The organism is Thermosporothrix hazakensis (genome assembly GCF_003253565.1).
GTDB classification, from domain to species: domain Bacteria; phylum Chloroflexota; class Ktedonobacteria; order Ktedonobacterales; family Ktedonobacteraceae; genus Thermosporothrix; species Thermosporothrix hazakensis.
On the sequence record NZ_QKUF01000001.1, the window covers coordinates 615140 to 635319 of the forward strand.

Sequence of the window (20180 nt, forward strand, 5' to 3'; positions counted from 1 at the left end):
CATGACAGTATTGATCGTTATCACCGGCCATCCCTGTACCGGTAAAACAACTCTGGGAGAGCGTCTATCGGCAGATCTACGGCTCCCCTTCTTCTCGAAAGACAATCTCAAAGAGCTCTTCTTTGAGCACCTGCGTTGGAGCAATCAAGATCAGGAGCGGCGGGAGGAGCGCAACAACACCATCTATGCGCTGCTGTACACTATCACAGGCTCCCTTTTGCGCGTCGGTCAACCCTGTATTATCGAGAGCAACTTCGAGTCAGAAAAGGCTTCAAAGGAGCTAGAGGCGCTGCGGCAACGCTATCCGTTCGTGCCATTTCAGGTACTCTGCTACAGCGAAGGCCCGGTGCTGGTGCAACGCTTCCAGCAGCGCTGGCAACAGGGACAACGTCATCCAGGGCATGCGGACCCCTTCATCTTCCAGCAGATCAAGGACCGCTTGCTTCAGGGGAAGATCACCCCTCTCGAACTGGATGGCCCGCTGTATGAGATCGATACTACCGATTTTGCCTCTCTAGACTATACGAAGCTTCTGGACACGATACAGCGCTTCAGCCAGGCACACGCATGATCTACCACTCAAATTTATCGATCAAGAACGAGCGACTATAGTGTAACAGAACCGGGCTCCCATGTGGACACACAGCGGGAGCCGCCACCTGCGCAAGCGCCTTGAGCAAGGAGGCCTGCGCGGCATGGTCCAGCACCCGGCCACGACGCAGCGCGGAACGACAGGCAAGACTGATCAGAAGATGGGCCTCCCAGTCGTCAGCATCCTCCGCCGCCAGCGACACCAGTTCCTGAAGATGCGGGATCAACTGCTCATTGCCCTCACTAACTGGCACCGAACGGACCAGGAAACTACGCCCACCAAAACGTTCACACTCGATCCCCAGACCACGAAGCATCGGGAGACGCTCTTCCAGGAGCTCGGCCTGATGACGCTTCATTTCCACAATCACCGGCTCAAGCAGCATATGAGCATCTGTCACCTCCTCCTCGGAGCGAATCCCGGTATAGCGGCTGCGCAGGTGCTCATACAGCACACGCTCATGTGCCCTGTGCTGATCGATCAGGTAGAGGCTACCATCAGAAGCCTCCGCCAGAATGACCGCCTGCTGAAGCTGTGCAAGCGGACGCAAGTGAGCAATGATTTCCGCCTCATCACGGGGAGCCGTCGAGACATTGTAGCCCTCAGCCGATTCGCTGACACGCAAACCGCGCCGCTTCGGCAGAGGCAGGCTGCGCTGTGTCGCCAGCAATGGGCCCGGAAACTGAACCTCTTCTGGCAAAGCAGGGCTTTTTTCCAGCACACCGCGTACCGCCCGGGTGAGCGCTGCAAGAATACTTTCCTCGTATTGCAAGTGCACCTCGGTCTTGGCAGGATGCACGTTCACATCCACCTCATCAGGGGGAACTGTCAGAAACAGAGAGATCAGCGGATGCTTTCCCTTTGAGAGAGAGCCACGATACCCCTTCTCAAGGGCATCGAGAAGCGCTCGCGTCTGCACCCATCTCCCATTGACAAATAGCGTGATAAACTGGCGATTCGCCTGGGCCAGCGCCCGATTTCCCACATAGCCGCTCACCGTGTAATGCTGTCCATCACTGACATGGACCGGATGCAGCATCTCCGCCAGCGGCAACTGATAGAGCTCCGCCAGCGTTAGCGCCAGTTCGCCGGAGCCGCTGGTTTGCAGAGCAATATGCTCATCAAGTTGCAGATGAAAGCGCACTGCCGGATAGCCCATTGCATAGCGTCGCAGCAGTTGCAGGATATGCCCGTTCTCAGTCCGTGCGCCACGCATAAACTTGAGACGAGCAGGAACATTGTAAAAGAGATCGCGGACCGTAACCGTCGTTCCATGCACACGGGCGCGCCGTCCACGCTCGACGATCTCTCCACCACGCACCGTGATACCAAGCGCGGGCTCAATCAGTCCTGCCCGTTCCGTCTCAATGGTGCGGCTGAGCAGGTGCACTTCCGCGACCGCCGCGATGCTGGCAAGTGCTTCACCCCGAAACCCCAGTGTCTGTAAACGACTGAGATCCTCAAAACGGGCAAGCTTGCTGGTCGTATGACGCAGGCAGACCCGCTCAAGCTCATCTTCGGGAATCCCATATCCATCATCGGTCACACGAAGCAGTTTCAGGCCGCCGCCGCGAACCTCAACGCGAATCTCGTGGGCGCCAGCATCGAGCGCGTTTTCAACCAGCTCTTTCACGACTGAGACCGGGCGTTCGACCACCTCTCCAGCGGCGATCCGCTCGGCAACCTCAACAGGCAGGGTTCTTAACGGCAAACGTGATGGTATTTCCGGTTGCTGTGAATACTGACTCATCGAATACGCTGCTTACTTCTCTTCTTTTGCCAGAGGAACAATATATTCAGGGCGTCTAGCGGTGTGATCGCGTAGACATCGAGCAAATCAAGATCGACATCCTCACCCTGCTCAAGACGCGTCGCAAGCTCACGAGCCTCCTCACTCTGCCACTCGTATCGGCTCGGAGCCTCCGCGACTTGCTTCACCCGACGCCCATTCGTCGAGGGAGCATCCAGCGAGAGCACAGGGGATGGCCGCTGTTCAAGATGACCGAGTACCTCTTCCGCTCGCCGAATAATGCTCAGCGGCATGCCAGCCAGTCGAGCCACATAGACCCCATAGCTTCTCCCGGCGCTTCCGGGCCTTACACGATGCAGGAACACAATCCCATTGGCATCCTCGCTGATCGCCATCGTATACACCTTAAGATAAGGAAGCTCATCCGCCAGCGCCGAAAGCTCGTGATAGTGCGTCGCGAAAAGCGTGCGAGCCTGCGTCACATCATGCAGATGCTCAACCACGGCCCGTGCGATTGCCAGCCCATCATAGGTACTGGTGCCGCGCCCGATCTCATCTAAAATAATCAGGCTGTGCTGTGTGGCGTGATGCAGGATAGTCGCTGTCTCTTCCATCTCCACCATAAAGGTGCTTTTCCCTGCAGCAATATCGTCCTCCGCACCCACACGGGTAAAGATCCGATCAACAAGGCCGAGCCTGGCTGAACGAGCGGGCACAAAGCAGCCGATCTGTGCCATCAGGGTAATCAAAGCGACCTGCCGCAAATAGGTCGATTTCCCGGCCATATTGGGCCCAGTCAGCAGAAGAATTCGTGTCGCGTTGTCCGCATCGAGTTCTGTATCATTGGGAATAAAGACATCTCCGTCAAGCGTGGCCTCAACCACGGGATGCCGCCCCTCAACAATTTCCAGGCCGTGCCCCTGTTCCAGTACCGGGCGCACATATCCCTGATGAGCAGCTACCACGGCAAAACTGAGTAGCACATCTACCCAGGCTACAGCCCGTGCGGTCTCAATCAGACGGTTATACTGTACGCTGATCTGACGCAACACATCGGCATAGATGCTGCGCTCCATCTCCTCGATACGCTCAAAGGCTGTGAGGATACGCGCCTCATGCTCTTTCAGTTCGGGCGTAATAAAGCGCTCGGCATTAACAAGAGTCTGCTTGCGCATGTAATCTTCGGGCACCAGCTTCAGATTGGCCTTTGTCACCTCGATGTAGTAACCAAAGACCTTGTTGAAGCCTACCTTCAGCGATTTAATGCCGGTCCGCTCGCGTTCGCGCATCTCAAGTGTTACCATCCAGCGCCGCGAATCCTTGATCGAAGCAAAGAGCTCATCCAGCTCCGCGTGATAGCCGGGACGAATCAGCCGGCCATCGTCTCCGTCCTCATCCTCTTCACCCGAACGCATCAGCGCACGATCAATCAGCGAGACGACATCTTCGCATTCGTCCATCTCTTCGGCCAACTGCTGAAGCAGTGTCGCATTGCAACCAAGCAACTGACTGCGCAACTGCGGGATCAGCGCCAGATTATCCCGCAGTCCGAATACCTCATTGCGAACCGCCGTGCCCTGTCGAACCCGTCCGGCGATCCGCTCCATATCGCTGAATGCCTGCAGGCACATGGTAAAACGGCTCCGCAGAGCAGGGCTCTCAAAGAGCTCCTCAACGCTGCTGAGGCGATCGGATAACAGGCTGAGGTCAAGCAGCGGCTGCGTAATCACCTTGCGCAACTGCCGCGCTCCCATTGCCGTAATAGTGCGATCCAGCACGCTTAACAGGCTTCCATGAAGCGTACCGCTCCGAGTTCCCTGCAACAGTTCCAGATTGCGCTGCGTATGGGCATCAAGCGCCATATAGCTGGTCGTGCGATAAGAGCGGAGCCCGGTCAGCAGTGAAAGCAGGTTGCCGTTCATTTTCTCAAGATAGGCAACAATCGCCCCTGCGGCTGCAACGGCCTGCGATATATGAGCACATCCATATGCTTCAAGCGTCTGGACGCCAAAGAGCTTACACAGTCGTTCGCGGGCAGCTTCGGGCTGGAAGAACGAAGGCGGACAGGCCGTAATGGTGACAGTCTTTGTCGGGAAGTGATAGGACTGCTTCTCATGTCCCTCAGCAAGCAAGCACTCGACAGGGTCAAGGCGCTGTAGCTCAGCATCCAGCGCAACAGGCATCTCGGCTGTCTCAAACCATGTAACCTGAAATTCCCCGGTGCTGACGTCAACCACCGCAAGCCCGGTATGGGCCCGCCCGGGAGCAATAGCTACCATATAATTGTTCTGACGAGCTGGTAGCAGGTTGGGCTCCGAGAGCGTGCCAGCAGTCAGGATACGCGTCACCTCACGATCAACAACCCCCTTCCCAATTTCCCCGACCTGCTCACAAATGGCCACTTTATACCCGCGATGCACCAGTTTCCCGACATAGTTATCAAGCGCATGTAGTGGAATACCGGCCAGCGGAACACGCTCACCATCGCCTCCATACTGGCGGCTGGTCAGCACAATTTGTAGTTCGCGGGCAGCAATTCGGGCATCTTCATCAAAGGTCTCGTAAAAATCCCCGACCTGATACATCAGAATGGCATCTGGAAATTGACTTTTGATCCGTAAGTATTGTTTTCGAGCGGGCGTCGTCATTCCTTCCCTGACCCCTTCGCGCACACAGAATTTTTATTGAACAGACGTACATTACCCTATTCTTCTGGGAATGTCAAAAGGTGGCAGTACCACCGGGATCTCTCCCGCTGGCCTGCCATACTCTCCGACATCTTCGGGCTCTCATGCTAGCATCCGTCAGGAGAAATAGGAGCAGTAGAGCGAAACACGTTCTCAGGATCATAGCGCCGCTTCAGCGCAACCAGGCGCTTCCAGGCCTCCGCCCGGAATGCAGCCTTCACGCGCTCCGGGCCCTCGCCAATACCCAGATGATTAAGACAGCCTCCTCCAGCGGACCAACGCGTTATTTGCTGCCAGAGCTGCTGTCCCCAGATCTGATGGCGCTCAAAATCAGGATCATCGGGAAAGGTTCCACTAATAATCTCAATGAAATGAGTTGCATGCCGAAACGAAAACGGTGTCTCGGCCAGGGGAGTGCGTGCCAGTGCGCCCCCGACCAGTTGAAAAACAACCTGATTCAAAGGTGAGGTTGTCTGCTCCATCGCCGCCACAATCGTAGCAATAGTTGCATCGTCAATCGCCTGCAACCACTCGGCGCGCATATCCCACTTCATCCCTGCCGGGGCAGTGGCATCGGCTCCCTGTTGCAGCGCTACATAAGTGATCGGGACCACCAGATCCACGCGAGGGCGACCTATCGAGCGCACCAGGCGAAGCCATATGTCTGCCTCCTCACGAGGCCCAAAGAAGGCAGGCTGTATCAGAATCACCGGTTGCCCGCGCAGTGCCTCTGGAAAGGGTCCACCTTCAAGCGGGGCAGTGGCAAAGACGATATGCCATGTCAACGCATCAGGGGCGACAGCCGTCCGTTCGCGGAGCGCGTGAATCACCTCAACTGCTTCGGTCAGTGGATAGACCAGCATTCCCGCTGTCACCTCCCGGACTGGGTGCAAGCGATAGGTCAGCTCAGTCACCACGCCAAAATTGCCTGCGCCCCCGCGTAATGCCCAATACAGCTCTGCATCCGCATCGGGAGATGCCTGTCTGATCTCACCATCGGCAGTCACAACGACAGCGGAAAGCAGATTGTCGCAGCCCAAACCACAGGAACGTAACAACTGGCCGACACCACCACCAAGCGTGAAGCCAGCAACGCCCACAGTTGAAAAGGCTCCACCAGTACAGGCTAATCCATATTCCTGGGCCGCAGCATCAAATTGACGCCAGATCAGCCCGGCTCCCACTGTAGCCAGACGCCGCACTGGATCAATAGCGAGCTTTTGGAGTCCACGTACATCAATCACAACACCGTCATCCAGCGCGGAAAAGCCAGCCGGACTATGACCTCCGGCGCGCACAGCAAGCGCCAGCCCACGCTGACGAGCCGAGCACACAGACCATGCCACCTGCTCGGTACTCCGACAAAGATGCACTTCTGCGGGATAGCGATCAAACGCGCCGTTCCAGACACGTCGTGCCTCATTATAGCGAGCATCATGTGCCCGCAGAATCACCGGACGTGATGTTTCCGTCCCGGGAGAGACAGGATATATCGAGTCATGCTGCATAAATACTGTTTCCTCTATTTACGATTCTTGTTTTGCTGCAACACTGTTATCAAAAGAAAAGAGTGAGATGACAGCATTGGTGAAAGCAGTGTAGATAATCTGAAGCACACAATTCTATAAATAACAGCAAAAGCAACTAGACGAGCAGAGAAACTCTATTCTGGAAATTGTAACAGGGTGCTATCGTAAAAGTAAATCTGTAAAATAAACATTTTTACCCGGTACTATTGTAGTTTTCTACTTAACATGCTAATATCATAACTACGTAGAGCACATGAAAAACTATTTGGGACAAAAACATTTTCTTTATCGGTTAGAAACGTTGGAACCAACATCATATTTTGTGGAAACAGTAAAGGAGCATCAGCATTACTGCCTCTAGAGGTAGGGGCTGAATTCAGAGAATGTGTATAACCTGGATATCGAGACGTTGATAAGTGTCTTGCAAAACCGCCGGATTACTGGATTCCTGGAAGCAGATCTTTCAACAGGCGGGCTCTCTGGTTCTCTCCGTAAAGGAACCATTCTTGTAGAACTCCAGATGGGAAAGATCGTCACGATCAGGATTAGAAACCCCAAAGGGCAACTGCTCTTTGATGGACAGCAAGCCTTGCAAAAAATCAGAGGCATTGTCTTTGCCTGGCAATTAACAGAGGCCACAACTCCTGATAAAAACCGTGCGTCCTCCTTTATAGGCAACCCTAATCCTGCACTGGAGAGATACCCGGCCCAGTACTCACCAGCCCGATCGCTCTTGCCAGCAAGTCCATCACAGCCCGACAGTCGAAGCATGCTTATACCGGTTCGTTACCAGAATATACCGCCGGGATACTTACAGCATTTATCGCGTACGGCGCGTAGTATCTATGCTCTGGTCAACGGTGCCAACACGATACAGCGCATTGCAGCCCTGCTCTCTTTGCCGCTCCCGGTCGTGTATGCGGAGCTTATGGCCCTGTACAATGACCATCTGATCGTCTTTGCTCAGGGTCCGACCACGCGGTAACGCTTCTTCGTATTGTGTATGCGTATTGCTTAAAAAATCGTATATCCTGCATGTATACCAGGGAGGTCCAAGAATACTCTAATGAACGATATGAACCGGCAGGAATTACCATCCTACCTGCAAACAGAAGCTCCCAGCCGCCGGAACCCGTTACAATGGTGGTTTCGCATCTCATGCATACCGGAGCCAGCTCCAACCGCGCCTTTAATCCAGCGTGAAAAGTTTCGCCGGGCCCGGTTGGCAAGTATCATTCTGCTCTTGCTTCAAGTCTATGCCATTACCTCGCTGCCCGCAGGCTTTTTCGGCACCAACAAAATGCTTGCCTTCTTTCTGTTTGGCGCGATTGCTGCAAACACGATCGCGATGATCTGTAATCGGCACGGGTATATCACAGCTGCCGGCCTGTTGATTGTAGGCAACGTGATGTTTACCACAACCAGCAATATTCTGACAACACCAGGAGGACTGAGCCTTTCCACCCTGCCCTTATTCGATCTTCAGGTGATCTATCTGGTGCTTTGCGCCTCGATTCTGCCCGCCTATTACGTCTTTATTTTCGCCGGGCTCAGCAGCGCCTTCACGATCCTGGGCATTCTCTTTCTACCCCATCAGCCAGACCTTGCCGCCGCGCTGCCCATCGCGGGCGTTGGCCTGATCTCCTTGCCTATCGCGATTCAGCTTGTGGTTGCCTTCCTGGCATTTCTCTGGGTACGCAGTGCCACGCAAGCCATTGCACGCGCTGACCGCGCGGAACAGATAGCCCTGCTCGAACGCGATATCGCCGAGTCACGTCAGCAGATTGCAGAACAGAAGGAGCGCCTTGAGGCCGCCATTCAGGAGATCTCACAGGCATTGTTACATGCCAACACAGGCCGGGGTTTCACGAAGATTTCGACCCAGAGTAACCCGCTCTGGAACATCATTGGCCCCATCAATAACATGATTGCCCGCATGGAGCGCTCACGCCAGCTTGAGTACGAGTATCAGCAATTAATCACCGAACTGGAAGGTCTGCTCAAGGCGCTACGGCAAGCCCGAACCCACCATCACCTGATTCAATTCCCGGTCGGAAAGGGCAATACCCGGCTGCACGTCCTCTACAAAGAGATCGCACAGCTCCAGCGCGATATGCTGCAACCCAAACAAGCACCATTCCCACTCATTCCTGATAACTAATAAGGAGCTGCTCATGTCTTCCATTCTTATCACAGGAGCAACTGGTACCATTGGCTCACTGGTAATCCACTACTTGATGCAAACAGGAGTTCCCTTCCGCTTCGCGACCCGTCATGTACCACGCGAAGATTCACGAGCCGTCTATCTGGATTACACAAAACCCGAAACAGCCGCGCAGGCCCTTGCAGGCATTGAGAAGGTGCTTCTGATACGGCCTCCCGAGCTTGCCGATACGCAAACCTTTCTACTCCCCTTCGTTCAAACAGCGAAACAGCAGGGAGTTCAGCATATCGTCTTCCTCTCGGCAATGGGTGTTGAACACGTTCCTTTCGCGCCTCCTGCCCGCGTCGAGCAGTATATTCGAGATGAGGGAATTGCCTGTACCGCGCTACGGCCAAGCTTCTTTATGCAGAACTTGCTGACCGAACATCTTGATGAGATTCGTAAGGATAACACTCTCTTCATACCAGCCGGTACTTCACGCACCAGCCTGATCGATGCCCGTGATATCGCTCAGATCGCCGTACTTAGCCTGCTGAACGACCAGCACCGCGATCAGGCCTATACCTTAACCGGAGGCGAGGTCCTGAACTATATCGAGGTCGCACAGATCATGAGCGAGGAACTGGGCCGCACCATTACTTATGCTAACCCATCTGAGGAGGAATTCAGAGCACATCTTGAGGCAAAGGGCATGCCCACCCCATACATTGAAAACACGCTCGCAGTCTATGGCATCGCCCGGGCAGGCGTCACCGCTGGAGTCACCTCAGATGTCGAAAAGCTCCTCGGACGAGCACCATATACCATCCGTGATTTTATTCGCGCATATCGGGAGCAATTCTAGCACATGGTCCTGTTGAATGCATGGCCACACTCAACAGCATTCATTTTTTATCTCACACACATGAAAGGAACCTGTATGGCAAACGCCTCAATCATCGAAGATGCTTCTCCAACAGAGGGAGGAAAGAAGCGGGTAAGCCTCGGCTTCCAACTCTTTCTCTCGCTGGCCAACATCGTTATCTGGCTCGCCATTATCCCTATTCAGCAACTCTTGCTTCCCTCGCAGATCGCGCAGATTGATGCTGCGAACAAAGAAGCCGGGCTCTCACTGATCCTCTTTGCGACCGGTATTACCGGTGTAATCGCACAGCCTATTATCGGTGCGATCAGCGACCGCACAACTTTCCGCCTCGGGCCTCGCCGAACGTGGCTGGCTATTGGCGTGGTCATTGTGAGCTTGCTGCTGGTGCTGCAATCCTTCGCCACCAGTATTGCGGTACTGGCAATCGAAGTTGCCGTCTACGGCTTTGCAATGGATATGCTGCTCGCCCCAATCCTGACCATCATTCCGGATCGTATCCCGGTCAGCCAGCGCGCGACGGTTTCGGCCTTCGTGGGACTGGCGCAGCCGGTTGGTATCGTTATCGGCAGTATTTTGATTGCTCAGGTTATTCGCTCCGTGCAGGGCTCATACTATGCGATTGCCGGCCTACTCTTTGTCGTGATCGCGCTCTTTGTCCTCCTTGATAGGGAGAAGCCCCTGAGCAAAGAGGAGCTTCCGCCGTTCTCGCTCAAAACCTTCCTGAGCACCTTCTTCAGCCCATTGAGGACCGCAGACTTTGTGTTCACATGGTGCGGGCGCTTCCTGGCAACGCTGTCACAGATCATTCTGGTGACGTTCATGCTCTATTATTTGAAAGACATCATCCACTATGAGAAGCTTTTCCCCGGGCAGGCATCAGAGCAGGGCGTGGCAATGTTCCAGGTCATTAATACAGTCAGCGTAGTAATTTCGACAATCATCACGGGCTTTCTGTCAGACAAGGTACAGCGCCGCAAGCCATTTGTGATTGCAGCCGGACTTATTATGACCGTCGCACTGGCACTTATCGCGCTTATCCCAACCTGGACAATGGTTCTGGTGGTCGCTGTGCTCTTCGGGATCGGCTTTGGTATCTTCCTTTCCTCAGATATCGCACTTGCGACACAGGTGCTTCCCGAGGGACAGGATGTGCAGAAGGGGCAAAATCTTGGTAAGGATCTCGGCCTGATCTCGGTCGCGAACGTATTGCCTCAGGTGCTGGTGCCGCTGTTCTCCTTCCTGGCATTCAGCGTCTTCCATAGCTACACTGCGTTGTTCATCATGGCTGCCGTTGCTGCCGTGCTAAGCGCAGTCTTCATCATCCCGATTAAAAAGGTACGTTAATACAGAGCAGCACAAGGCCGAAAGGGAGTTCCCTCCTTTTCGGCCATTACTTTTCCTCCTTCCCTGCGTATATGTTGATAGTTGAGAAAGCGTCCAGAGAAAGAAAGGGAAGGCGTACAGCATGCCAGCTATCAACGCATCGATTCAAGAAGTGACCGTCTACAACGATCGAGCCCTGATTACGCGACGGGGGACCATCCATCTCCCCGCAGGAGAACATGAAGTCGAGGTACAGAACTTGCCTCAGCACACCATCCAACGCGAATCACTCCGCGCCGCCGGAACAGGCCCGGAGGGTACTCGCATCCTCAATGTCGAGCTTCAAACCCAGTTCTATAGTCGCGCCCCTGAAGAAGACTTAACCCGTCTGGATCAGGAAATAGAGGAGCTCGAACAACAACAGCGCCTGCTTGAGGCCCAACAGGGCGCCCTCCAGGATCGCCAGCAGTGGTTGCGAGCGCTTGGAGAAGAGTCGAAAGAGTTCGCACACGGCCTCTCGCGTGGCACCATGCGCCCTCAGGATTGCACCGACTTCTTTCGCTTCGCAGCACAACAAGCGCTGGACGATGCCAGAGCTTCCCTTGACCTGCACCTTCAGCTACAGAAGCTCCTGCAAGATATTGACGCCAGGAAACGCGAGCGTCAGCAGAAACAGGGGAACCAGAGCCCTGATAGACTGACAGCCCGTGTCACCATTGAGCTTCCAACAGAGGGCGACTTTACCCTTGAACTCTCCTATCTGGTAACAGGCGCTTCATGGGAACCTCGCTACGACGTTCGGGTTGCGACAAGCGCAGAACAGGAGACAACAGGTGACGTTGAGCTAACCTATAACGGCATGGTCACGCAGCAAACCGGAGAAACCTGGAATGAGGTTCGGATCTCGCTCTCCACTGCCCGCCCTAGCCTGGCCGCGGTTCTCCCCGAGTTACGCCCCTGGTATCTGAAAGAGCACACGCCCCCGGTTCCCTTCGCTCGGGCAGCACAACCAGCTATGCGCTACAGTATGTTGTCAGCAAGCAAGATAGCCGAGAGTAGCGATATGCCCGCAGGAGCTCCACCACTGCCACCCGAGCCCGCAGCTGCGCCCGCCAGTATCAGTACAGCGGAGATCGAAAGCAGCGGGGCCGCCACGGTTTTTCATATTGGGCATTCAGTCGATATCCCCTCTGATGGTTCGCCCCATAAAACAACCATCGTCATCGATAAATACCCCTGTGAGTTCGACTATGTCTGCGCCCCCGCACTGGAGAAGGTCGCCCATCTGCGCGGCACCATCACCAATACAAGTGCCTCGCCGCTGCTCGCGGGACAGGCCAGCATCTTTCTTGACGGAAACTACGTCGGTACCACGGAAATCAAGCTGACCGCACCAGGCGAACAGTTTCGCGTCTTCCTGGGTCTGGATGAGCGTCTGAAAGTTGAGCGCAAGCTGACCGAAGCCAACGTTGAAAAAGGGAACCTGCTTCAGGGCGATATCCGCCGCCTGACCTATGGCTACCAGATTACAGTGCAGAACTACGCATCGACAACCCGCAATATAGTGGTCTGCGATCGGCTTCCCGTACCACAACACGAGCGCATCAAGGTTCGCGTCACGCAATTACAGCCACCTCCAGTAGAGCGCACTAAATTGGAATTGCTTACCTGGAAAAAGGCGCTTGCCACAGACGAGAAATACACCATTGATTACCGCTTTGTGGTTGAACACCCCCGCGACCTTCGCGTTGTCGGACTGGTACCTGTCGAGCAAGAATAATAATCAGAGCAGAAAAAAGGGAGCCGCTCTCCTCAGTGGCTCCCTACTTCCTCACCAGAAATAGCACGAATCATATCGGCCATCACATCATAAGCCGTGGCATCCGGACCTGCTCGCTCCTCTTCGGGCAGATGCAGGGTAATCATCAAGCCTGGCACAAGATCGGTCTCCAGGTGCACCAGCATCGAGGCAGGACTGACAGCAGCAAGCGGATCATCGCTGTTGAGCTGCTCGGGGCGGACACTGGCAACAATGGCAGAAGGCGTACGCTCCAACTGTGCAACCAGCTTATAGGGCTTGCCTGCTGCCTTCGCCGTCTTCACCTGCTCCGGGGTCAGGTTGCGAATGCCCTCGCGCTGGACCTCATCAATACGTAAGGGAACATTCATCAACACAGTCGCAATCGCGCACACTTTGACCGCAGCATCCCAACCATCAACATCGAGCGATGGATCTGTTTCGGCGATACCGAGTTTTTGTGCCTGGCGCAGCGCTTCATCAAAGCTTCTGCCCTGCTCCATCTCGGCAATAATCACATTGGCGGTCGAGTTTAACAGGCCCCGAAAACGCGTTACGCTGGTTGCCGGAAGCGTGTACTGATAAAGCGAAAAGAGCGGGGCCCCGGCCATCACCGTGCCCTCAAAGAGAAACTTCTTTCCCTTCTTCTTTGCCAGATCCCGCAGCTCCTGATACGCGTGAACAATCGGTCCTTTGTTCGCGGTAATCACATGCGCCCCGTGTTCCAGTCCGGAGCGAATATAGTCAATGGCCGGTTGTCCGCTGTGGGGGTTGGTCGAGCTGAGCTCAAAAAGCACATTAGCCTGTGCAGCCTCTAGCCACTGCTCCACATTCTGCAATGCATGAGGCGGAGAGGGAAGCTGTCCCGCGAGCAGAGCGTCTGCATCTAATCCTGCGGGGTCAGCAAGCCAGCCCATACGACGGGTCGCGACGCCAGTTAAGCGCCACTCAATACCATAGCGGTCACGCAATTCCTCTCTTTTCAGCAAGAGATGCCGCACCAGCGCCTTTCCAACATGACCAAATCCAATAAGAGCAAGATTGTATACCTTCATTCGTAACGCCCTCATCCGTCTTCTAAAGAATAGTTCCATACTACCACAAACAGGCATTCGCAGGCACATTTCTAGCAGGCAGATAGGCATTTGTGCCTCTTTGCCTTCTCGATTTTCAAGAATGCGAAAGAATACCTTGTGCAGTGGCGCTTCTGCTGGTATGCTTCTCTGTACTATTTCAAAGTATGACTGCGAATAGCAGCTTGACAGACTCAACCAGAGCCCCCTACAATGCGAGATGCATAACGATAGGGCAAAGGAGATGCATATGACAGTTCCGGCAGCAGGACAGCAGTTCGGAAACTATCGTGTTATCAGACTTCTAGGCATGGGAGGTTCCGCCGAGGTCTATCTAGCAGAACATATCTATCTCAACACGCAAGCAGCGATCAAAGTGTTGCGCACGCGACTTGGACAGGCCGAAGAAGACAACTTTTTGCGAGAGGCCCGTACGATTGCCCGCTTACTGCATCCCAATATTATTCGCGTGCTGGACTTTGGTATGCAGGACTCTCTCCCCTTTCTGGTTATGGATTATGCCCCGAACGGAAGCCTGCGTGACAGACACCCACACGGCACCCAGGTGCCTCTGGCAACAATCAATAGCTACGTCCAGCAGGTGGCCTCGGCACTGCAATATGCGCATGATCAGAAACTGGTGCACCGCGATATCAAACCAGAAAATATGCTGATTGGACGCCACGACGAAGTATTACTGGGCGACTTCGGCATCTCGTTGATCGCACAAACCTCGCAAGTTCAAAAGACACAGGAAGTCGCTGGCACGATTCCCTATATGGCTCCGGAACAGATTCAGGGCAAACCGCGTCCCGCCAGCGATCAATATGCCCTGGCGGTTGTCGTCTATGAATGGCTTACCGGTACACGCCCTTTTCGTGGCTCTTTCACCGAGTTGTATGGACAGCACCTGTTCACGCCACCACCACCACTCCGCGAGAAACGTCCTGATATCTCGCCCGATATCGAGAGCGTGGTCATGACCGCGCTGGCAAAAGATCCCCATCAACGTTTTGCAAGCATTCGTGCCTTTGCCACCGCGCTCTCTCAAGCGATCCAGCAGACACATCAGACCACCACCGAAGGAGTGTCCAGTAGCGAACACAGCAGCAATCAGATCTATGTGACCGTAACACAACCACAGACCGAACAACATATCGCAGCCGCGCAAACCGTGCAGCAAACGCCTCCAATTATACAATCTCCGACACCCTCCAAACGAGGTCCACGTCTCAGCCGCCGCGCCGCCCTCATCGGGATCGCCAGTGGCGCGGGTCTCCTTGCCATTGGTGGAGGCACCCTATTTGTGTTGACACGTCCAACGCCCCTGCCACCACGGGGCACGATTATGCAGACCTATTTACGCCACGCACAGGACGTGCTGGCACTCTCCTGGCATGACAACACGATTGCCTCCGCCGCCGCTGACGACACCGTTCAGGTCTGGGATGCAACCACAGGAGAAGCGAAAAGCGTCTATCGTCCATCACCTGAGAAGCACACCACATACTCCAGCGTCAAAGTCCGCTATGCGCTCTGGTCGCCAGATGGGCAGTATCTGGCAATTGGCGGCTCCGACAATGTTGTGCATATCTGGGACGGCCATTCCGAGAAGGCTACCTACCAATTTACCAAGCACAAAGCCAGCAGTTTCGGCGCTGGCATCGGGGCGCTGGCCTGGTCCCCTGATAGCCTCTCTATTGCCTCCGGTGCAGATGACAGTGTAATCTATATCTGGGATGCCAAGACCGGCGCAATCAAAACAACCTATAAAGGGCATATCCCGACCTATGGAAATTCCTCCATTAAGGCTATTGCCTGGTCTCCCGATGGCAAGCTGATTGCCTCAAGCAGCTCCCTCAACTCCGAAGTCCGGATCTGGGAGCCGGGCGGGAAAGACGTCTTTGAGTATGATGGGCAATCAGGTAGCAAGAACGCAATTCTCTGGCTCCCTGATGGTGAAAAGCTGATGTCTGCAACCAGCTATGAAGTCAAGCTCTGGGATAGGTTGGCAGGGGCCGAGATTCGCACCTTCGCGGATGAGAAACAGCCGAGCATTCATCAGGCCGTCCTCTCCCCGGATGGACGCTATCTGGCAACGGCTCATGATAAAGGACTTGTTCGTGTCTGGGAGGTTGCTACAGGCAAAAAGATATATGATTATACTTTCCATGATAAAGAGAAAGATGTGATAGCTATTGCCTGGGCAAACGACTCCCGCCGCCTGGCATCCGGTGGGAACGACGCAAAAGTGATTGTATGGGTTGCCGTATAGAGGCTTAGAAAGGAATGGATACAAAACGCATGCGCTTTGATATCGAACGGGCCAGAAAAGAGACGCCGGGCTGCACCAACGTTCTGCACCTGAACAATGCAGGCTCCTCGCTCCTCCCACAGCCTGTACTTGATGCGATGATCACTCACCTTCAGCGTGAAGCCGCGATCGGCGGCTATGAGGCGGCTGATGAGGCCATTGACAAAATAGAACATACATACGACGCACTCGCCACGCTCATCGGTGCGCATCGTGACGAGATCGCTTTGATCGAAAACGCTACCCGGGCCTGGGATATGGCGTTCTATTCGATCCCCTTCAAACCCGGCGACCGTATTTTGACCGCGATGGCTGAATATGCCAGTAACTACATTGCCTATCTTCAAGTCGCACAAAAAACCGGGGCTGTCGTTGAAGTAATCCCCAACGATCAATATGGGCAGCTCTCCATTGAGGCACTCCGCAACATGCTTGATGAGCGCGTCAAACTCATCTCTGTGACACACATGCCAACAAACGGCGGCCTTGTCAATCCAGTAGCCCAGATCGGAAAGATCGCACGCGAGGCCGGGATCCTCTTTCTGGTTGATGCCTGTCAGACCGTCGGACAGATGCCCATTCAGGTTGATGAGATTGGCTGCGATATCCTGTCAGCAACCGGGCGCAAGTACCTGCGCGGCCCCCGAGGCAGCGGTTTCCTCTATGTTCGTCGCTCGGTGCTTGAGCAGCTTGAGCCCCCGATGCTTGATCTCCATGCAGCCACCTGGGTCAGTAAGGACCGCTATGAGATCCGCCCGGATGTCCGTCGCTTTGAGAACTGGGAAGGCAACTATGCGGCCAAGATCGCGCTTGGTGTCGCGGCTGACTATGCAATGCAGTGGGATCTCAAGGTTTCGTGGCGACGCATCAAAGACCTTGCCTATCGTTTGCGTTCGCTGCTCAGCCCGATTCCAGGAGTGATCGTACATGATCGCGGCATCACTCAGGGCGGTATTGTCACCTTTACCATTGATGGCGTCGCAGCCGAACACATTCAGCGTGAGCTGGCAAAAGAGCGGATCAATGTCTCTATTTCTCAGAAGAGCTCCACGCTGCTGGACATGGAAGAACGCCAGCTGGATCAACTGGTGCGCGCCTCCGTTCACTACTACAACACTGAAGAAGAGGTTGAGCGCTTCAGCGCCTGCATCGAGCGCCTCGTGCAGTAGAGCACCCCGGGCAGAGGTCAGCCGCCTCTGCCTCCGTTTGGTGCGACCCTGTATAATTGCTCAAAAGGTAGAAATATATAGATCTACTGACCGAGGCAGAGATTATGCATGGAATTGTCTCACTGCTCGATGGCACGATCGACCACAGTCTGCAAAAACTGGGGGCAGAACTCTGTGCAGCAACCGGCCTGACCCACCGCTTCAAGACAATACGACCCTACATCCCCTATTATGTCTCCTGTACCTATAACTGGGAACAGCTTGAACGCTATCTCCATGAATGCGCCAGCTCCCATAGCGCTTTTGTTATCCAGACAGCCGGGCTTTGCATCTTTGCCGACCCCACTCCATGCCTCTCTATTGCGATTGTCCGAAGCCCGCAACTGGCCCGCTTTCAGCAATGCCTCTGGAAAACCTTTCTGCGTATCAGTGAATATCCACCGCTGGATTATCATCCAGAACACTGGATACCCCGTATCGAGATCCCGCTTCCCGGGCTGGATGAGGACAAGCTAGCCCGCGTTCTGCCCTGCATCACAAAACAGAATTTTCGTTGGGAGCTGGAAATTGCACATATTGCAGTGCTCGACATTGAGGCGCCAGAACTGAAGGTCCTTTTTCAACTCCCCCTGCAACGCCCGGTGGAATAGGCGACTCATTCGATATTTGAGCCTGCAATGCGTCTCTATCTATAGAACCAGAAGATTACGCAGAAAGGAGCAACCATCAATATGGCAGATAGAACGATTGCGCTGCATCGTTGCCCGGCCTGTCAGGGTGAACAGGTCTATGTCGAGTTCGAGATAGAAGCAAACTATATGGGTAAAGTGCGAGTCAAGCTACCAAATCGTGGCATCCGTGACGCCCTTTCGGGCAGACACATCGCGGATATTTATACAACAGCCTGTATGCAGTGCGGCAAAGTCAATTTCTACGTCAGGAGTCTCGCCGATCTACTCGAATAGACTTTTCAGATTGAATTCAGCAATGCTCGCTATACTCCTTTTCAATCAAAGAGAAGGAGTATTTTTGATGCATGTTATCTTCCTGGTTCCGCTTCTCTTTTTCCTTGCGAGTTGTACACCACAGACGAATGCAACACCAACGCCGACCGCAACGGTCACACTTCAAATGCTTCAGCAGCGCCCGTTGCATTTGCCGTCACTTGCTTCCGGCACATCCTGCCCGGTCACTCCCTCCCGCCGGGTAGATCCGCGGTTTGGAGCGGCACAGGGCAAAGGCCACTATATATGATCATTGATCCAGCTCCTGGCGCGACAGGTGGTCAAGATGAACATCTCCTCAAAACGCTAGTCCTCGTTGCCCCCTCCTATCAGGGCCCGATTCTATTGCGGGGTCAGCAGCTCGATGGTCACCACGCAGTGCGTTTCGGGCAGGAGCCAGCTAGCTCAAAACTGGCCCTCGCCTCAACCATCAAGGGCCGCGATGACTCCAATTGGCTGAATTATGCAACCTATACCCAGGTTCGGGCTCCCGGCTGCTATGGAATCCAGCTCGATGGAGCCTCTTTTCACTATCAGATCATTTTCAAGGCCGTGTAAAAAAAGAGGAAGGGAGATTTCCCTTCCTCCACAGCATCAAGACATATGCTCATGCATCATGAAGTGGAACATCGGGGAGGACAAGTCAGCCTCGGTTAGCTCCACACCGCGCATAGTCTGCTCAACCAGGAAGCGCTGCACACTGGTGATGTTGCCGCCGCTCTCCCGGAATACAGCGATCTGCCTGTCTGCGCCCGTTCCCTGTGGGTCATCCAGCAGTGCACGAAGGTAGGTCATCTCGCGTCTGCTGCCAAGCTCATCAACAACCTCATCGACGAAATCAAGCAGCTCCCGCACCGAGTCGCGCAGGCTCAGCTTCCGTTCTCGCACGAAATCCAGCATCTCGGCCTCCAAGCCATAGCGCATCGCTCGCCATTTGTTTTCGGCGATCAGATCGCTGGCAAGCACCGGAATATCCTCGCCTCGCTCCTCAGCTCTGACCAGACGCGCAACCAGCGCCTGACAGAGCGCCGCAATACCAAGTGTATCTTCAATCGTTGCGGGCATATCGCAGATGCGGAACTCCAGCGTATCGAAAAAGGCGTGTGGACGGATATCCCACCAGATCTTCTTTCCGTTATCAATACAATCCAGTTTGACCAGCTTTTGCACATAGCTGTCAAAATGGGCCCATGAGGGGAGAATATCCGGCAGACCGCTCCGCGGAAAACGGCTCCATACAACCGAGCGATAGGACTTCAGCCCGGTCAGATGCCCTTTCCAGAAAGGGGAGTTCGACGAAAGGGCCAGCAAATGAGGCAGCCATGTTCGCGCCCGGTTCATGACCCGAATAGCCTGCTCTTTATCCGGGATCGCGACATGTACATGCAGGCCAAAGATCAGAATGGCTCGTCCAACATCCTGATATTCTTCTTCCAGCTCTGCATAGCGCTCCTTCTCGGTCCGTTGCTCGGCACGCCAATGCGCTGTAGGATGCGTTCCGGCACTCACAATCGCCAGATTCTGATCTTTAATCAGACGCGTCAACAAAGCTCGTGCGGTACAGAGTTCCTTTCGTGCAGCCTCGATATCGGGAAGCACACTCGAGATAAACTCAACCGTTGACTGTAGCATTTCGGGCTTGATCTGTTCCTGGAAGTAGGGCGCTCCTTTATCCAGGATATAGGGGGCGCTTGAACAGAGATTTCCGCTGTCTCGCTCAACCGTCTGAAACTCTTCTTCAATACCGATCGTAAAGCGATGAGGCTTTTCCCTCCGCGCTGGCTTTTGCTGCGCCATCAGGTCAATGCGCTTATTCATAACCATGAGTCCCGCCTTTCTCAATGCGCGGTATCAAGAAACGCTCTCAAAAGAGCATATTTCCTTCTTCCTTTGAGAAACGTTTCAAGACGGG

General features: G+C 54.4%; 17 protein-coding genes. 12 read left to right on the forward strand and 5 right to left on the reverse strand.

What is annotated here, in order from left to right; all coding sequences use genetic code 11:
* Position 1: 1 nt before the first annotated feature.
* Positions 2-571 carry a P-loop nucleotide/nucleoside kinase family protein gene (locus EI42_RS02620; protein WP_111318524.1) on the forward strand — a complete coding sequence of 190 codons (570 nt, stop codon included), beginning with the start codon at positions 2-4 and terminating at the stop codon, positions 569-571.
* A gap of 1 nt (position 572) precedes the next feature.
* Here EI42_RS02620 and mutL read toward each other — a convergent pair whose 3' ends face one another.
* The 3 genes from mutL to EI42_RS02635 form a co-directional block, all read right to left on the reverse strand.
* Positions 573-2342, reverse strand: coding sequence for a DNA mismatch repair endonuclease MutL (gene mutL, locus EI42_RS02625; protein WP_111318526.1), 1770 nt, complete (start codon positions 2340-2342; stop codon positions 573-575).
* On the reverse strand, positions 2339-4990 hold the full coding sequence (gene mutS, locus EI42_RS02630) for a DNA mismatch repair protein MutS (RefSeq protein WP_111318528.1): 2652 nt from the start codon (positions 4988-4990) through the stop codon (positions 2339-2341). Before mutS ends, mutL begins: the two co-directional genes overlap by 4 nt.
* A gap of 146 nt (positions 4991-5136) precedes the next feature.
* Entirely contained in the window at positions 5137-6537 is a 1401-nt protein-coding gene (locus EI42_RS02635) for an FAD-binding oxidoreductase (protein WP_111318530.1), read from the reverse strand.
* Between the two features lie 406 nt (positions 6538-6943).
* Here EI42_RS02635 and EI42_RS02640 point away from each other — a divergent pair, with 406 nt between their 5' ends.
* The 5 genes from EI42_RS02640 (at position 6944) to EI42_RS02660 (ending at position 12690) form a co-directional block, all read left to right on the forward strand.
* Complete coding sequence (locus EI42_RS02640; RefSeq protein ID WP_111318532.1) at positions 6944-7543, forward strand: hypothetical protein; 600 nt, start codon at positions 6944-6946, stop codon at positions 7541-7543.
* An 81-nt stretch (positions 7544-7624) separates the two neighbouring features.
* A complete protein-coding gene (locus EI42_RS02645) occupies positions 7625-8719 on the forward strand; it encodes a coiled-coil domain-containing protein (protein WP_111318533.1) in 1095 nt (364 codons plus the stop codon).
* Positions 8720-8732: 13 nt separating this feature from the next.
* On the forward strand, positions 8733-9566 hold the full coding sequence (locus EI42_RS02650; protein WP_111318535.1) for an SDR family oxidoreductase: 834 nt from the start codon (positions 8733-8735) through the stop codon (positions 9564-9566).
* Positions 9567-9641: 75 nt separating this feature from the next.
* Entirely contained in the window at positions 9642-10931 is a 1290-nt protein-coding gene (locus tag EI42_RS02655) for an MFS transporter (RefSeq protein WP_170142301.1), read from the forward strand.
* 121 nt (positions 10932-11052) lie between these two features.
* Positions 11053-12690 carry a mucoidy inhibitor MuiA family protein gene (locus EI42_RS02660; protein WP_111318539.1) on the forward strand — a complete coding sequence of 546 codons (1638 nt, stop codon included), beginning with the start codon at positions 11053-11055 and terminating at the stop codon, positions 12688-12690.
* Positions 12691-12722: 32 nt separating this feature from the next.
* Here EI42_RS02660 and EI42_RS02665 read toward each other — a convergent pair whose 3' ends face one another.
* Positions 12723-13763 (reverse strand): homoserine dehydrogenase, encoded by a 1041-nt coding sequence (locus EI42_RS02665; RefSeq protein ID WP_170142302.1) that lies wholly within the window; start codon positions 13761-13763, stop codon positions 12723-12725.
* 268 nt (positions 13764-14031) lie between these two features.
* On the opposite strand from EI42_RS02665, the gene EI42_RS02670 reads away from it, so the two are divergent.
* The 6 genes from EI42_RS02670 to EI42_RS02695 all read left to right on the forward strand — a co-directional run bounded on the left by EI42_RS02670 (position 14032) and on the right by EI42_RS02695 (position 18826).
* Positions 14032-16056, forward strand: coding sequence for a serine/threonine-protein kinase (locus EI42_RS02670; protein WP_170142303.1), 2025 nt, complete (start codon positions 14032-14034; stop codon positions 16054-16056).
* Between the two features lie 14 nt (positions 16057-16070).
* A complete protein-coding gene (locus EI42_RS02675; protein ID WP_246046307.1) occupies positions 16071-17264 on the forward strand; it encodes an aminotransferase class V-fold PLP-dependent enzyme in 1194 nt (397 codons plus the stop codon).
* Between the two features lie 104 nt (positions 17265-17368).
* Positions 17369-17914 (forward strand): hypothetical protein, encoded by a 546-nt coding sequence (locus EI42_RS02680; RefSeq protein ID WP_111318545.1) that lies wholly within the window; start codon positions 17369-17371, stop codon positions 17912-17914.
* Positions 17915-17995: 81 nt separating this feature from the next.
* Complete coding sequence (locus tag EI42_RS02685; protein ID WP_111318547.1) at positions 17996-18229, forward strand: hypothetical protein; 234 nt, start codon at positions 17996-17998, stop codon at positions 18227-18229.
* A 67-nt stretch (positions 18230-18296) separates the two neighbouring features.
* Positions 18297-18518 carry a hypothetical protein gene (locus tag EI42_RS02690; protein WP_111318549.1) on the forward strand — a complete coding sequence of 74 codons (222 nt, stop codon included), beginning with the start codon at positions 18297-18299 and terminating at the stop codon, positions 18516-18518.
* Positions 18515-18826: a hypothetical protein gene (locus tag EI42_RS02695; protein WP_111318551.1), complete on the forward strand. Its 312-nt coding sequence runs from the start codon at positions 18515-18517 to the stop codon at positions 18824-18826. The genes EI42_RS02690 and EI42_RS02695 overlap by 4 nt, the downstream gene beginning before the upstream one ends.
* A gap of 36 nt (positions 18827-18862) precedes the next feature.
* Here the strand turns inward: EI42_RS02695 and EI42_RS02700 are convergent, their stop codons facing one another.
* Positions 18863-20092, reverse strand: a complete 1230-nt coding sequence (locus tag EI42_RS02700; protein WP_246046308.1) for a carboxylate-amine ligase — start codon at positions 20090-20092, stop codon at positions 18863-18865.
* Positions 20093-20180: the final 88 nt, after the last annotated feature.

Coding starts and splice junctions, on each gene's coding strand:
- EI42_RS02620 (WP_111318524.1), top strand. CDS start 2: ATGACAGTATTGATCGTTATCACCGGCCATCCCTGTACCGGTAAAACA.
- mutL (WP_111318526.1), bottom strand. CDS start 2,342: ATGAGTCAGTATTCACAGCAACCGGAAATACCATCACGTTTGCCGTTA.
- mutS (WP_111318528.1), bottom strand. CDS start 4,990: ATGACGACGCCCGCTCGAAAACAATACTTACGGATCAAAAGTCAATTT.
- EI42_RS02635 (WP_111318530.1), bottom strand. CDS start 6,537: ATGCAGCATGACTCGATATATCCTGTCTCTCCCGGGACGGAAACATCA.
- EI42_RS02645 (WP_111318533.1), top strand. CDS start 7,625: ATGAACGATATGAACCGGCAGGAATTACCATCCTACCTGCAAACAGAA.
- EI42_RS02650 (WP_111318535.1), top strand. CDS start 8,733: ATGTCTTCCATTCTTATCACAGGAGCAACTGGTACCATTGGCTCACTG.
- EI42_RS02655 (WP_170142301.1), top strand. CDS start 9,642: ATGGCAAACGCCTCAATCATCGAAGATGCTTCTCCAACAGAGGGAGGA.
- EI42_RS02660 (WP_111318539.1), top strand. CDS start 11,053: ATGCCAGCTATCAACGCATCGATTCAAGAAGTGACCGTCTACAACGAT.
- EI42_RS02665 (WP_170142302.1), bottom strand. CDS start 13,763: ATGAAGGTATACAATCTTGCTCTTATTGGATTTGGTCATGTTGGAAAG.
- EI42_RS02670 (WP_170142303.1), top strand. CDS start 14,032: ATGACAGTTCCGGCAGCAGGACAGCAGTTCGGAAACTATCGTGTTATC.
- EI42_RS02675 (WP_246046307.1), top strand. CDS start 16,071: ATGGATACAAAACGCATGCGCTTTGATATCGAACGGGCCAGAAAAGAG.
- EI42_RS02680 (WP_111318545.1), top strand. CDS start 17,369: ATGCATGGAATTGTCTCACTGCTCGATGGCACGATCGACCACAGTCTG.
- EI42_RS02685 (WP_111318547.1), top strand. CDS start 17,996: ATGGCAGATAGAACGATTGCGCTGCATCGTTGCCCGGCCTGTCAGGGT.
- EI42_RS02690 (WP_111318549.1), top strand. CDS start 18,297: ATGCATGTTATCTTCCTGGTTCCGCTTCTCTTTTTCCTTGCGAGTTGT.
- EI42_RS02695 (WP_111318551.1), top strand. CDS start 18,515: ATGATCATTGATCCAGCTCCTGGCGCGACAGGTGGTCAAGATGAACAT.
- EI42_RS02700 (WP_246046308.1), bottom strand. CDS start 20,092: ATGGTTATGAATAAGCGCATTGACCTGATGGCGCAGCAAAAGCCAGCG.